This is a genomic window from Pseudomonas sp. ITEM 17296 (assembly GCF_028895205.1).
GTDB lineage: Bacteria > Pseudomonadota > Gammaproteobacteria > Pseudomonadales > Pseudomonadaceae > Aquipseudomonas > Aquipseudomonas kermanshahensis.
Genome location: NZ_WJRS01000017.1, coordinates 59,795 through 73,645, shown reverse-complemented (window position 1 = coordinate 73,645; position 13,851 = coordinate 59,795). Strand labels below are relative to the sequence as shown.

The following is a 13,851-nucleotide window of genomic DNA, read 5'->3' as shown; positions in this document are numbered from 1 at the left end:
GCGAGGAAGACGAACGGGCTGAAAAAAACCTGAATCTATTTCGCGATTATTTCGCGAGAACCGTCTTCATGGGCTTTGATGGCCACCGGCAGAATGCTCGGCAAGGCGCGCAACAAGGCATCGGTGTCGTCGCTGCTGAAGGTGCTGGACAGGCGCAACTGCGCCACCTTGCCGGGGGCAACGCGCAGCGGCTCAGTGCGGTAGCGCGACACTTCGGCCACCACCTCGGCCAGGGTGGCGTTGTCGAACACCAGCTTGCCCTGGCGCCAGGCGGTGAGCGCGGCGGCATTGACCGCGTAGGAAGGCGTCACCTTGCCTTGTGCATCTATATGCGCGCCCAGGCCGGCCGTCAGTTGCGCCTGCGAGGCATCCTTGCCCTGCACACGCACCGAACCCTGCTCCACCGCCACCCGGGTGGCGGCCGGGTCCAGGCGCACATCGAAGCGGGTGCCGGTGACGGTCACGCTGCCTTGGGCGGTATCGACCACAAACGGCCGGCTGCTGTCGTGGGCCACGATGAACATCGCTTCGCCGGCATTCAGCTGGATGTGCCGACGCCCGGCGCTGAAATCGACCTGCAGTTGCGTGCCGCCGTTCAGCGTCAGTTGCGACCCATCCGGCAACTCGACCTGCCGACGTTCGGCAAAGGCGGTCTGCAACTGGCCCTGGTGGTTGAGGCGCTGGTACTGCCAGCCACTCCAGGCCACCCCCAGGGCAACCACCGCCACCCCGGCCGCCAATGCCTGGCCTACCAGGCGCCGGCGTGGCAGTTGATGCACGGGCTCTGCTTGGCACAGCGCCTCGAGCCGCTGGCGTGGAATGAAGTCGGCGGCGCGCCACAGGCTGGCAAGCTGCTCGAATTCATCGCGATGGCGCGGGTCCGCTGCCAACCAGGTGCGCAAGCGCGCCTGCAGCTCGGCATCCCGCGGCGCGTCCTGCACGCGGGCGAACCATTCGGCCGCCTGCTCGCGGACGGTGTCGGTGCCGTGCTGTTTCATCGAGGTCTCCTGACTCATCATCCCGACACATCCAGGTGTTCACGCAGGTGTCGGAGCGTGCGGATCATATACTTTTCGACCATGTTCTTGCTCAAGCCCATGCGCTGGGCGATCTCGGCCTGGGTCAGGCCTTCGAGCTTCTGCCAGATGAACACCCGGCGGCAGTTGAGGGGCAATTCGGCCAGCGCCCGTTCGACGCTGTCGGCCAGCTCCAGGGCGTGCACGTAGGCTTCGGGGTCGCCGCTGCTGCTTGTGCTGCTTTCATCGAACACTTCCAGCGCCTGACGCCGGTCCTCGCGGCGAAAACCATCCACGGCAATGTTGCGCGCCGTCTGGTGCAGGTAGGCGCGTGGCTGCTCGACCTGCTCGCGGGGGTTCTCCAGAACCCTGACGAAGGCATCGTGCGTGAGGTCCTCGGCCTGCTGGCGACTGCGCAGCTTGCGCGTCCAGGTGCCGATCAGCTCATGGTAGTGGTCGAGGAAGCCTTTGTGTGCGGACACGGTGGGGGTCGTCAGGGAGGCAGACAAGGGTGCGAATAGTAATTTTTCTCATCAAAACCGGCAAATCCGCCAGTCGGTAACAAAAAATTTTTGCGGATTTCATGGACGGAAGTGCCAGCAAATCGTGGCCATAAATATGAACACCACCGGCCCCTTCGCGGGTAAACCCGCTCCCACAGGCATAGCGTAATCCCTGTGGGAGCGGGTTTACCCGCGAAAGGGACAACACGGTCTATTCCACAATTTTTTACGCTTGCGAACCCCAGGGGAACATCTGCCGGTCACATGAGTCGGTTATTCAAATGGCAGGTCGTCGATCCGCGACGAACATGCCCGGATTGCCTGTTGATCTTGCATTCTTCACGCCCTAAAGTGCGCGCCGAACGTCCATGCTGGAAACGATCCATCCGGCTCAAGTACTGAGTAGGCGAACCAAAGTGGGGATACGGAGGACGTTCAGTTTGCAGCCACTTATCTTTTCAGTTTGCCCATGGAGTCCCTGAGCATGTCGATCCAGGTCGAAGACTATTTCGCGCGTGACACCTTCCAGAAAATGAAAGCGTTCGCCGACAAGCAGGAAACCCCGTTCGTACTCATCGATACCCAGATGATCAGCCAGGCCTATGACGACCTGCGCGCCGGTTTCGAATTCGCCAAGGTCTACTACGCGGTCAAGGCCAACCCGGCGGTCGAGATCATCGACCTGCTCAAAGAAAAAGGTTCGAGCTTCGACATCGCCTCGATCTACGAGCTGGACAAAGTGATGGACCGTGGCGTCAGCGCCGACCGCATCAGCTACGGCAACACCATCAAGAAGTCCAAGGACATCCGCTACTTCTACGAGAAGGGCGTGCGCCTGTATGCCACCGACTCGGAAGCCGACCTGCGCAACATCGCCAAGGCCGCACCGGGCTCCAAGGTTTACGTGCGTATCCTCACCGAAGGCTCGACCACTGCTGACTGGCCGCTGTCGCGCAAATTCGGCTGCCAGACCGACATGGCCATGGACCTGCTGATCCTCGCCCGCGACCTGGGCCTGGTGCCCTACGGCATTTCCTTCCACGTGGGCTCGCAGCAGCGCGACATCAGCGTCTGGGACGCTGCCATCGCCAAGGTCAAGGTGATCTTCGAACGCCTGAAAGAAGAAGACGGCATCGAACTGAAGCTGATCAACATGGGTGGCGGCTTCCCGGCCAACTACATCACCCGTACCAACAGCCTCGAAACCTACGCCGAAGAAATCATCCGCTTCCTGAAGGAAGACTTCGGTGACGACCTGCCGGAAATCATCCTCGAGCCAGGCCGTTCGCTGATCGCCAACGCCGGCATCCTGGTCAGCGAAGTGGTGCTGGTGGCGCGCAAGTCGCGCACCGCGGTCGAGCGCTGGGTATACACCGACGTGGGCAAGTTCTCCGGCCTGATCGAAACCATGGACGAGTCCATCAAGTTCCCGATCTGGACCGAGAAGAAAGGCGAGATGGAAGAAGTGGTCATCGCCGGCCCGACGTGCGACAGCGCCGACATCATGTACGAGCACTACAAGTATGGCTTGCCGCTGAACCTGGCGATCGGTGACCGCCTGTACTGGCTGTCGACCGGTGCCTACACCACCAGCTACAGCGCGGTGGAATTCAACGGCTTCCCGCCGCTGAAGGCCTACTACCTGTAATGAACAACGGGGCCGCAAGGCCCCGTTTTCATGTGTGCTGGCTTGTGCCGGCCTCTTCGCGGGGCAAGCCCGCTCCCACAGGCCCCTGATGTGCCACAGGCAACAGATAACGTGTGGGAGCGGGCTTGCCCCGCGAAGAGGCCAGCAGTCTAGACATCATTCCCCGCGCTGTTCGAGTTCCTCGGCATACCCTGCTGCATACCCCGCCAGCAACGGCCCAGCCCCGCGCAATGTGGCCACCGCACTGCGCAAGAAATTCACATTCCCCTCAACCCGCGCCCGCTCCAGCCAAGGCCCGGCTTCAGCCAGTTGCCCCCGCTCGACCAGCACCATCGCCAAACTGAACATCCCGCGAAAGTCCCCCGCCTCGGCCGAACGCCGATACCAGCGCACCGCCCGCGCCGGGCTTGCCGCCGTGGCAATGCCCTGCTCCAGGTAACGCCCGTACAGGTTCATCGACTTGGCATGCCCCAACTGCGCGGCCTTCTCGTAACAGACCAAGGCCTGGGCCTGATTGGCCGGCACCCCGCGCCCGGTGGCCAGCAGGTTGCCCAAATTGTAAAGGCCCCAGTCCAGCCCGGCGTCTGCCGCCCGGGCATAGTGAATGGCCGCCTGCGTCAGGCTGGCTTCACCGCCCCAGCCATGCTCCAGGCAACGCCCCAGCATGTTGCAGGCCATGACACTGCCTCCCTCCGTGGCAATGGCGAACCAGCGCCGGGCCAGGTCTACATCCTGCTCGATACCGCGCCCATCGAGCAGAATCTGCCCCAGCAGCAACTGCGCCTCAACCACCCCCTCCCCCGCTGCTGCCAGGATCGCCTGGGCCGCCTTGCCGGGGCTGTCTTCGAGCATGGCCTTGAGCCCTGCAACATCCACCACTTCTTCACGACGCAACGGGTATGACACGGTTCAGACCTCAGCCCAGCGGCGCAGCAGGTTGTGGTAAGTCCCCGTCAACTGCAGCAGCGATGGGTGATCGGGCACATCGGCAGTGAGTTGCTGGATGGCATTGTCCATCTCGAACAGCAGCGCACGCTGGCTGTCCTCGCGCACCAGGCTCTGCGTCCAGAAAAACGCAGCATAACGCTGGCCGCGGGTCACCGGGTTGACCTTGTGCAGGCTGGTGCCGGGGTACAGCACCAGGTCGCCAGCTGCCAACTTGACCTGCTGCACGCCGTAAGTGTCCTGAATCACCAGTTCGCCGCCGTCGTAGCTGTCCGGGTCGCTGAGGAACAGCGTCGAGGACAGGTCGGTACGCACGCGCTCCGGGCTGCCCTTGGGCTGGCGCAATGCATTGTCGATGTGGAAGCCGAAGTTGCCGCCTTCGCGGTAGCAGTTGATCAGCGGTGGAAACACCTTGTGCGGCAGCGCTGCTGACATGAAGCGCGGCGTGTTCCACAGGCGGTCAATCAGCGCGCTGCCCAGTTCCTTGGCCAGCGGGTGGCCTTCAGGCAACTGCAGGTTGTGCTTGGCCTTGGCCGATTGATACCCGGCAGTGACCTTGCCATCGGCCCAATCAGCCTGCTCCAGCGCCTCGCGGATACGCGTGAGTTCGTCGGCATCGAACAGGCCGGGAATGTGAAGCAGCATGGCGGCGGCACCTGGGCAAATGTAAAGGCGTCAATGATATTGATTCCCTTTTACATACCACAAGCCCCATTCGCCGCTTAAGACGTTTCAGCCACTGAAAACCGTAAGGGCAAACTGTAAAGATTGTAAATTCTTCACGAATGGTAACGACTCTCAATTGTTAGTCACAATTGCTTACATTAAGATCCGCCGCCTTATCACCTTGGGGAAGGTCCTTACCAATGCGTCACTACGTGCCATCTGCTGTGAGTTCACCACGCCTGATCGTGACCGCCATCGGCGTCGCCATCACTGCTTCGACCGCCTACGCTGCCGAGCCTGCCGCCAACAACGCTGTCACCCTTGACGCCACCAGCGTCAACGGCAAGGCCGAACAAGCCAGCACCGACTACAAGGTCGAGAAGGCCTCATCGCAGAAGTACACCGCGCCGCTGGTAGACACCCCACGCTCGGTCACGGTGATCCCGCAGCAGGTCATCAAGGACACCAACGCCCTCAGCCTGCAGGACGCCCTGCGCACGGTACCTGGCATCACCTTTGGTGCCGGTGAAGGCGGCAACCCGCAAGGTGACCGGCCATTCATCCGCGGCTTCGACGCCCAGGGCGACACCTACCTGGACGGCGTACGCGATACCGGCGCGCAAACCCGCGAGATCTTCGCCATCGAGTCGGTGGAAGTGGCCAAGGGCCCTAACTCGGCCATCGGCGGCCGTGGCGCCGCGGGCGGCACCATCAACCTGGTGAGCAAGCGCGCGCACCTGGGCAACTCGCTGGATGGCGCGTGGACCTGGGGCAGTGACCAGACCCAACGCTACACCTTCGATGGCAACTACCAGTTCAGCGACACAGTGGCCGGTCGTCTCAACTTGATGACCCACGAGAGCAACGTCGCCGGCCGCGACAAGGTCAACTACGACCGCTGGGGCATCGCCCCGTCCCTGGCTTTCGGCCTGGGCACCCCGACCCGCGTCAACCTCGACTACTACCACCTGGAAAGCGACGACCTGCCGGATTCCGGCATCCCGTACACCATTCCTACCGGTGGTAGCGGCGCCCGTACCTCGGCGCACCCGAGCAAACCGTACGATGGTGGTGACAGCGACAACTTCTATGGCCTCACCGGCCGCGACTTCCGCAAGAGCCGCGTCGACATCGCCACCTTCGCGATCGAGCACGACCTGACCGACGCGCTGACCATCAAGAATACCCTGCGTCACGGCAACAGCATGCAGGACTACATCCTGACCCAGCCTGACGACAGCAAGGGCAACGTCAACAACGGCAGCGTCTGGCGCCGCGCCAACAGCCGCGTTGGCAACACCGCCACCACCACCAACCAGACCGACCTGTTTGGTGAGTTCTATGTGGGTGGGATGAAGAACAGCTTCTCCACCGGTATCGAGCTGAGCCGGGAAGAGAGCAAGCGTTCGTCGTACACCGTTGATACCAACACGGGGGGCTCTACTGCCTCGACGTGCAACCCGAGCCTGATCGGCGCCAACAGCGGCTACAACTGCACCTCGTTGAGCAATCCGAACCCGGATGATCCGTGGAATGGCGCGATCTCGCGCAACTACGCCGGCACCGACACCAAGAGCAACACCCGCGCTCTGTACGTCTTCGACACCTTGGAGCTGACGCCTGACTGGCTGCTGAACATGGGCCTGCGCTACGACCACTTCGATACCCAGTACCGCACCTACGATGCCGCTGGCGCCACCGTGGTCAACGCCAAGGGCGTGGCCTCCAAGGGCCGTGATACCAGCGAGTTCATCACCGGCCAACTGGGCCTGGTCTGGAAGCCGGCCGAAAACGGCAGCATCTATGTCTCCTACGCCACCTCCGCGACGCCACCCGGCGCGATGCTCGGCGAGGGCACCGAAGGCAACCCACTGGGCAACACCAGCGACCGCGCCGGCAACCTGCTGAGCAGCGACATGGAGCCGGAAGAAACCACCAACTACGAAATCGGCACCAAGTGGGACCTGCTCGACCAGCGTCTGTCCCTGGCCGCCGCGCTGTTCCGCACCGAGAAGGAAAACGCCCGCGTTCAGGTGGACACCACCACCTACGAAAACGTCGGCGAAACCCGCGTCCAGGGTATCGAGCTGTCGGCCAGCGGCAAGCTCACTGACAAGTGGCAGGTCTTTGCCGGCTACACCTACATGCAGGCGCGCCAGATCGATGGCGGCCCGCTGGGCAAGGCCAACGATGGCAACCAACTGCCGAACACGCCGAACAACAGCGCCAGCCTGTGGACCACGTACTCGATCACGCCGAAGCTGACCGTCGGGGGTGGCGCGTTCTATGTGGATGACGTGTACGGCAGTGTGGCCAACACCACCATGGTCGACAGCTACGTGCGCTACGACGCCATGGCCGCCTACAAGCTGACCAAGAACGTCGACCTGCAGCTGAACGTGCAGAACCTGACCAACGAGGTGTACTACGACAAGGCGTTCTCCACCCACTTCGCCAACCAGGCGGCTGGGCGGACGGCGCTGCTGACCACCAGCGTCCACTTCTGATGTCGGGATTGGGTTGATCTGTTGAATGGGCTGTGCCTGTGCCGGCCCTTTCGCGGCTAAAGCCGCTCCCACAGGTATTCCACTGACCTCGAGTTTCGTGGTGTCCCTGTGGGAGCGGCTTTAGCCGCGAAGAGGCCGGCACAGGCTACATACAACCGGTAAACAACACCCACCCCTGCCCCGTTCATTGAGCGGGGCTTTTGCGTATCAAGGCATAATGCACACCGCGCAGGCTGCGGCAGCTACACAAGGTGATCGATGTGGTGAAGAAGACGCTGTTCCAATTGCACTGGTTCTTTGGCATCACCGCTGGCCTGGTGCTGGCCTTGATGGGCATCACCGGGGCGATCTGGTCGTTTCAGGAAGAACTGCTGCGGGCCTTCAATGCCGATGTGCTGAAGGTCGAAGTACGCCCCGAGGGCGTGTTGCCGCCCGCCGAACTGGTGCAGCGGGTCGAGGCCGCGCGAGGCGACAAGGTCGCGATGCTGTGGGTGGACCTGCACGAAGGCAATGCTGCGCGGATCTTCTTCACCCCGCCGCCGGGCCAGCGCCGTGGCGAGCTGCGTTATGCCGACCCGTACACCGGCGAGCTCAAGGGTGAAGTGGCCGGGCAGGACTTCTTCAACCTGATGCTCAACCTGCACCGGTTCCTGGCCATGGGCGACAGCGGCCGGCAGATCACCGGTGCCTGCACCCTGATGCTGATCTTCTTCTGCCTCTCCGGCCTGTACCTGCGCTGGCCGCGCAAGGCGCTCAACTGGCGGGTCTGGCTGACCTTCGAGTGGGCCAAGAAAGGCCGCGCCTTCAACTGGGACCTGCATGCCGTGGCCGGTACCTGGTGCCTGCTGTTCTACCTGCTGTTCGCCCTCACCGGCCTGTTCTGGTCCTATGAATGGTATCGCGAAGGCCTGAACAAGCTGCTGGCCGATGCGCCGGCAGCGGGCCAGCAGCAAAAACGCGGCGAAGGCCGTGGCCGCCACGGGCCACAGAAGGTCGACAAGAACGCACCGCCGCTGGTGGTCGACTACGACGCCATCTGGGCCAACCTCAAAGAGGCCGCAGGCCCGGGCCTGGCCATGTACAACCTTCGCCTGCCACCGGCGGGTGGCCAGCCGGCCAACCTGTTCTACCTGCTGGACGATGCCGCGCACCCGCGCGCGTTCAACACGCTGGTCCTCGACCCGGCCACCGGCCAGGTGAAAAGCCACGACCGCTACACCGATAAATCCTTCAAGGCGCAGTTGCTGCAGAGCGTTTACGCCCTGCACGTGGGCGAATACTTCGGCTTGCCGGGCCGGATCATCGTCACCCTCGCCAGCCTGACCATGCCGCTGTTCTTCGTCACCGGCTGGCTGCTGTACCTTGACCGCCGCCGCAAGAAACGCCAGGTTCGCGCTGCCCGAGGCGGCGTCGACAGCACCCAGGCTGGCAGCGACAGCTGGCTGATCGGCTTTGCCAGCCAGAGCGGCTTCGCCGAACAGCTGGCCTGGCAAAGTGCCGGGCAATTGCAAGCGGCTGGTCTGCCGGTGCAAGTCCGCGCCTTGGCCGAGCTGGGCGAGGATGACCTGCGCCAGGCCCGTCGTGCCTTGTTCGTGGTCAGTACCTTCGGCGATGGCGAAGCGCCAGATAGCGCCCGCGCGTTCGAGCGCAAGGTGCTTGGCCAACCCTGGGCGCTGAACAACCTGCACTATGCCGTGCTCGCCCTGGGCGACCGCCAATACCCGCACTTCTGCGGCTTTGCGCGTCGCCTGCAGGCCTGGTTGGGTGAACGCGGTGCCAGCACGGCGTTCAGCCCGGTGGAAGTGGACAACGCCGACCAGGCGGCGCTGCAGCAATGGCAACAGGCACTGGCGCAGCTGACGGGGGCCCAGCCGGTTACGGCCTGGCAGCCGCCGAGTTTCGGCAACTGGACGCTGGTGCAACGTGAGTTGATGAACCCGGGCAGCCAGGGCTTGCCGGTCTACCTGATCGGCCTGCGCCCCGAGGAGCCAGCCAGCTGGCAAGCCGGCGACCTGGTGGAAATCCTGCCGCGCAATGCTCAGCTGCGGGTCGACGCCTTCCTCGACGGCCTGGGCCTGGATGCCAACGCCCCCGTGCAGCTCGACGGCCTGAGCGAGACCTTGGGCCAGGCGCTGGCCAGCCGTCAGTTGTCCAGCCGGCGCGATCAGTTGGTGGGCTTGCACGCGCAGGCGCTGGTCGATGCGCTGGTACCGATCGGCACGCGTGAATACTCCATCGCTTCGATCGCCAGTGACGGTGTATTGGAATTGATCGTGCGCCAGGAACGTCACCCGGATGGCAATTTCGGGCTGGGGTCTGGTTGGCTGACCGAGTACCTGCCGGTGAATGGCCTGCTGAACGTGCGCCTGCGCCGCAACAGTGGCTTCCACCTGCCCGAGTCACCGGTGCCGATGATTCTAATCGGCAACGGTACTGGCCTGGCTGGCCTGCGCAGCCTGCTGCGCGCGCGGGTCAACGCGGGCGAACAACGCAATTGGCTGCTGTTCGGTGAACGTAACCGCGCGCATGACCTGCTGTGCGGCAGCGAACTGCAAGGCTGGCTCGACAGCGGCGATTTGGCACGCCTGGACCTGGCGTTTTCGCGGGATCAGGCCGAGAAGGTGTATGTGCAGGATGTGTTGCTGCAGCAGGCTGATGCGTTCAAACGCTGGGTGGCGGATGGCGCCTGTGTGTATGTCTGCGGCAGCTTGCAGGGCATGGCGGCCGGCGTTGATGCGGCGCTCAAGGGCATGCTTGGAGAAGCCGTTGTACAGCAACTGATCGAGGATGGGCGGTATCGGCGGGATGTGTACTGATCAGATATTGATGTAAAGGCATCTGGCCCTTTCGCAGCACAAGGCTGCTCCTACAGGTGTAGCGCATAACGTGTAGGAGCAGCCTTGTGCTGCGAAAGGGCCAGTGCAGGCTGTTAGTGCAGCTCGAAGGTATCGGCATCCAGGTTCGCCGGGAACTTGGCCCGGTATGCCGCCAGCTCCGCCGCTCTCAACACCACCGTGAACACCCCGTCCGCTTCGCCAGCACTGAGCAGGCTCTCGCCCTGGAAGTCCAGTACCTGGCTGTCACCGGAATAGGCGAAGCCTTTGCCATCGGTGCCCACGCGGTTCACCGCCGCGACAAAGCACAGGTTCTCGATGCCCCGCGCCGGCAGCAGTCGGTTCCAGTGCTGGCGGCGCGCCGCCGGCCAATTGGCGGTGTACAGCAACAGGTCGGTGTCCTGGGCATCACGGCTCCACACCGGGAAGCGCAGGTCGTAGCAGATCAACGGGCGCACCCGCCAGCCCTTGATCTCGAACTGCACCTGACGCTCACCGGGGGTGTAATGCTTGTGCTCGCCCGCCATGCGGAACAGGTGGCGCTTGTCGTAGTGCAAGATCTCACCGTCCGGGCGCGCCCACAGCAGGCGATTACGGTGGCTGCCATCGGCGGCCTGGATGATCACGCTGCCGGTGATCACCGCGTTGTACTTCTTCGCCTGGGCCTTGAGCCATTTGTAGGTCGGGCCGTTCTCGGGCTCGGCCAGGCTTTCGGACTCCATCGAGAAGCCGGTGGTGAACATCTCTGGCAGGATCACCAGGTCCACCTCACCCACTTGCTTCAGCAGTTCCTCGAAGTGCGCATAATTGGCCTCGCGGTCGTGCCAGGCCAGGGTGGTCTGCACCAAGGCGATTTTCAGGTCGGGCAGTGTACTCAGATCGCGCATAGTTTTTCCGCCGCCTGACGCAGCGTCTCCTCACGTTTGGCAAAGCACAGGCGCACCAGGCGTTGCTCGGGGATGGGTTGCTGGTAGAACACCGACACCGGAATGGTCGCCACGCCGTGCTCACGGGTCAGCCACAACGACATCTCGACATCGTTCAGGTCCGGGCGGATCTGCGAATAGTCCACCAGCTGGAAATAGGTGCCGGCCGTGCGGCGGAAACTGAAGCGCGAACCTTCGAGCAAATCGCAGAACAGGTCGCGCTTGGCCTGGTAGAAGCCTGGCAGTTCATCGAGGTGCTCGGGGTGCTCGGCCATGAAGTCGGCCAGCGCGCACTGCAACGGCGTGACGCCGCAGAAATTGACGTACTGGTGCACCTTGCGCAGCTCGGCGCTCAGGGCCGGAGGCGCGATCACGTAGCCGGTTTTCCAACCGGTCACATGGTAGGTCTTGCCGAACGAACTGACCACGAAGGCACGGTTATAGAGCTCGGCATGGGCCAGCACGCTGGCGTGGCGTACGCCGTCATACACCAGGTGCTCGTAGACTTCGTCGCTGACCAGGTAGATATCGCGATCAGCGATCAGCTGCGCCAGCTGGTCCAGGTCTTCACGGGTGATCAGCGCGCCGCTGGGGTTGTGCGGCGAGTTGAGAATGACCATGCGTGTACGCGGGCTGAGGGCGTCGCTGAACCGCTGCCAGTCGATGCGGAAGTCGCCGTCGCTCAATTGCACATGCACACAACGGCCACCGGCCAATTCCACCGACGGCTCGTAGCTGTCATAGCACGGGTCGAAGACGATGACTTCGTCACCGGCCTGGATCACCGCTTGAATGGCGCAAAAGATTGCCTCGGTGGCACCTGGGGTGATGGTCACTTCGTGATCGGCATCCACCTGTGCGCCATACAACCGTGCGACCTTGGCCGCTACCTGCTGGCGCAGGGCCGGCAGGCCAGTCATTGGCGCGTACTGGTTATGCCCGGCGGCCACATGCCGGCCCACTGCATCGAGCAACGCCTGCGGGCCGTTGAAGTCGGGGAAGCCTTGGGAAAGGTTGAGCGCACCGGTCTGCACGGCGAGCTGGGACATGGTGGTGAAGATGGTCGTGCCGACATTCGGCAGTTTGCTGCGGATCATGGAGCCCTCTTTCCTGGGGTTTATCCGGCACGGGGTGGAGTCCGAGCATAGCGGATCGAGCGGTCAGGAAAAAGGTTGAAACAATAGGGGGATTGCGTTGGATCAAAGGGCCCCTTCGCGGCTAAAGCCGCTCCCACAGGTACTGCGCTGCACTCGATGACTGCGCTATCCCTGTGGGAGCGGCTTTAGCCGCGAAGAAGTCGACGCGAAATCAGCGCTTGTCGCGGCGCTTCTTCTCGGCCTTCTTGTGGTGCGACATCAAGCGGCGCTTCTTGTTGACCTGGCGATCGGTGAGGGTGTTTTTCTTGCCCTCGTACGGGTTCTCACCACCTTTGTACTCGATGCGGATCGGCGTACCGACCAGTTTCAGCACGCGGCGGTAGGTGTTTTCCAGGTAACGCGAGTACGACTTGGGAATGCTCTCGGTCTGGTTGCCGTGGATCACGATCAGCGGCGGGTTGGCGCCGCCCAGGTGGGCATAACGCAGCTTGATGCGGCGGCCATTGACCAACGGCGGCTGGTGCTCGCTGACCGCATCTTCAAGAATTTGCGTCAGGCGGCTGGTCGGCCAACGGGTGACCGCCGACGTGAACGCGGCCTGTACCGACTTGTACAGGTTGCCCACGCCCGTGCCGTGAAGCGCGGAAATGAAGTGGATGTCGGCGAAATCGACGAAGAACAGCCGGCGTTCCAGCTCGGTCTTCACGTAGGCGCGCTCACCCGGCTCCATGCCATCCCATTTGTTCAGGGCGATGACGATGGCGCGGCCGGCTTCGAGGGCAAAGCCCAGCAGGTTCAGGTCGTGGTCAACCACACCTTCGCGGGCATCCATGACGAAGATGACCACGTTGGCGTCTTTGATCGCCTGCAGTGTCTTGACCACCGAGAACTTCTCGACTTCCTCGTGGATCTTGCCGCGCTTGCGCACCCCGGCGGTGTCGATGAAGGTGTACTTGTCGCCATCGCGCTCGAACGGGATGTAGATACTGTCTCGGGTGGTGCCTGGCTCGTCGTAGACCACCACGCGCTCTTCGCCGAGCATGCGGTTGACCAGGGTCGACTTGCCGACGTTCGGGCGGCCGATGATGGCGATCTTGATGCCATCTTTTTCGCTTGGGCCAGGAATGCGCGCGGCTTCCTCGCCTTCGGCGACGTCCTGGTCGAGGGCTTCGTCCTCGGCATCACGCGGCAGGTGGCCGAGCACGGCTTCCATCAGGGCGTTGATACCACGGCCCTGGGAGCCCGCCACCGGAATGGCGTTGCCCATGCCCATCGGCGAGAACTCGGCGCGCGCAACGTCGGGGTCGATGTTGTCGATCTTGTTGGCAACCAGAATCGCCGACTTGTTCCGCTTGCGCAGGTGCTCGGCAATCATCTGATCGGCTGCGGTCATGCCCGCACGGGCATCGACCAGGAACAGCACATAGTCGGCTTCTTCGATGGCCATGAGCGACTGCTCGGCCATTTTCTCGTCCATGCCCACTTCGTCACCGGTGATACCGCCGGTGTCGATCAGGATGAAAGAACGACCCTGCCAGGAGGCATCACCATACTGGCGGTCACGGGTCAGGCCCGACAGGTCACCGACGATGGCATCGCGGGTCTTGGTCAGGCGGTTGAACATGGTGGATTTGCCGACGTTCGGCCGTCCCACCAGGGCGATTACGGGAACCATGCGGCTCTCCACTCTTGAATTCTTGAAAATGCAA

The 13,851-nt window shown here is 62.9% G+C and carries 10 protein-coding genes; 3 read left to right on the top strand and 7 right to left on the bottom strand.

Features of this window, described 5'->3' with window-relative positions; translation table 11 throughout:
• Positions 1-35: 35 nt before the first annotated feature.
• Positions 36-998, bottom strand: a complete 963-nt coding sequence (locus GIB19_RS18580; protein WP_274887530.1) for a FecR family protein — start codon at positions 996-998, stop codon at positions 36-38.
• A 17-nt stretch (positions 999-1,015) separates the two neighbouring features.
• The gene (locus tag GIB19_RS18575) at positions 1,016-1,498 is read right to left on the bottom strand and encodes a sigma-70 family RNA polymerase sigma factor (protein ID WP_027595562.1); all 483 of its coding nucleotides are present in this window, start codon (positions 1,496-1,498) and stop codon (positions 1,016-1,018) included.
• Positions 1,499-2,003: 505 nt separating this feature from the next.
• On the opposite strand from GIB19_RS18575, the gene GIB19_RS18570 reads away from it, so the two are divergent.
• Positions 2,004-3,167, top strand: a complete 1,164-nt coding sequence (locus GIB19_RS18570) for a type III PLP-dependent enzyme (RefSeq protein ID WP_027595561.1) — start codon at positions 2,004-2,006, stop codon at positions 3,165-3,167.
• A gap of 156 nt (positions 3,168-3,323) precedes the next feature.
• Here GIB19_RS18570 and GIB19_RS18565 read toward each other — a convergent pair whose 3' ends face one another.
• The gene (locus tag GIB19_RS18565; protein ID WP_099428376.1) at positions 3,324-4,073 is read right to left on the bottom strand and encodes a tetratricopeptide repeat protein; all 750 of its coding nucleotides are present in this window, start codon (positions 4,071-4,073) and stop codon (positions 3,324-3,326) included.
• Positions 4,074-4,076: 3 nt separating this feature from the next.
• Complete coding sequence (locus tag GIB19_RS18560; protein WP_027595559.1) at positions 4,077-4,757, bottom strand: Fe2+-dependent dioxygenase; 681 nt, start codon at positions 4,755-4,757, stop codon at positions 4,077-4,079.
• 221 nt (positions 4,758-4,978) lie between these two features.
• Here GIB19_RS18560 and GIB19_RS18555 point away from each other — a divergent pair, with 221 nt between their 5' ends.
• Entirely contained in the window at positions 4,979-7,285 is a 2,307-nt protein-coding gene (locus GIB19_RS18555) for a TonB-dependent receptor (RefSeq protein WP_099428375.1), read from the top strand.
• Between the two features lie 260 nt (positions 7,286-7,545).
• The gene (locus GIB19_RS18550) at positions 7,546-10,101 is read left to right on the top strand and encodes a PepSY domain-containing protein (protein WP_099428374.1); all 2,556 of its coding nucleotides are present in this window, start codon (positions 7,546-7,548) and stop codon (positions 10,099-10,101) included.
• 113 nt (positions 10,102-10,214) lie between these two features.
• On the opposite strand, the gene GIB19_RS18545 is transcribed toward GIB19_RS18550, so the two are convergent.
• The 3 genes from GIB19_RS18545 to der all read right to left on the bottom strand — a co-directional run bounded on the left by GIB19_RS18545 (position 10,215) and on the right by der (position 13,817).
• Complete coding sequence (locus tag GIB19_RS18545; RefSeq protein ID WP_085272641.1) at positions 10,215-11,006, bottom strand: amidohydrolase; 792 nt, start codon at positions 11,004-11,006, stop codon at positions 10,215-10,217.
• Positions 10,994-12,142, bottom strand: a complete 1,149-nt coding sequence (locus tag GIB19_RS18540) for a pyridoxal phosphate-dependent aminotransferase (protein WP_085272640.1) — start codon at positions 12,140-12,142, stop codon at positions 10,994-10,996. The genes GIB19_RS18545 and GIB19_RS18540 overlap by 13 nt, the downstream gene beginning before the upstream one ends.
• Before the next feature lie 211 nt (positions 12,143-12,353).
• Positions 12,354-13,817 (bottom strand): ribosome biogenesis GTPase Der, encoded by a 1,464-nt coding sequence (der, locus tag GIB19_RS18535; protein ID WP_186675552.1) that lies wholly within the window; start codon positions 13,815-13,817, stop codon positions 12,354-12,356.
• Positions 13,818-13,851: the final 34 nt, after the last annotated feature.

Excerpts from the sequence above, each read along its gene's own strand:
- GIB19_RS18580 (WP_274887530.1), bottom strand. The coding sequence starts at position 998 with ATGAAACAGCACGGCACCGACACCGTCCGCGAGCAGGCGGCCGAATGG.
- GIB19_RS18570 (WP_027595561.1), top strand. The coding sequence starts at position 2,004 with ATGTCGATCCAGGTCGAAGACTATTTCGCGCGTGACACCTTCCAGAAA.
- GIB19_RS18560 (WP_027595559.1), bottom strand. The coding sequence starts at position 4,757 with ATGCTGCTTCACATTCCCGGCCTGTTCGATGCCGACGAACTCACGCGT.
- GIB19_RS18555 (WP_099428375.1), top strand. The coding sequence starts at position 4,979 with ATGCGTCACTACGTGCCATCTGCTGTGAGTTCACCACGCCTGATCGTG.
- GIB19_RS18545 (WP_085272641.1), bottom strand. The coding sequence starts at position 11,006 with ATGCGCGATCTGAGTACACTGCCCGACCTGAAAATCGCCTTGGTGCAG.
- GIB19_RS18540 (WP_085272640.1), bottom strand. The coding sequence starts at position 12,142 with ATGATCCGCAGCAAACTGCCGAATGTCGGCACGACCATCTTCACCACC.
- der (WP_186675552.1), bottom strand. The coding sequence starts at position 13,817 with ATGGTTCCCGTAATCGCCCTGGTGGGACGGCCGAACGTCGGCAAATCC.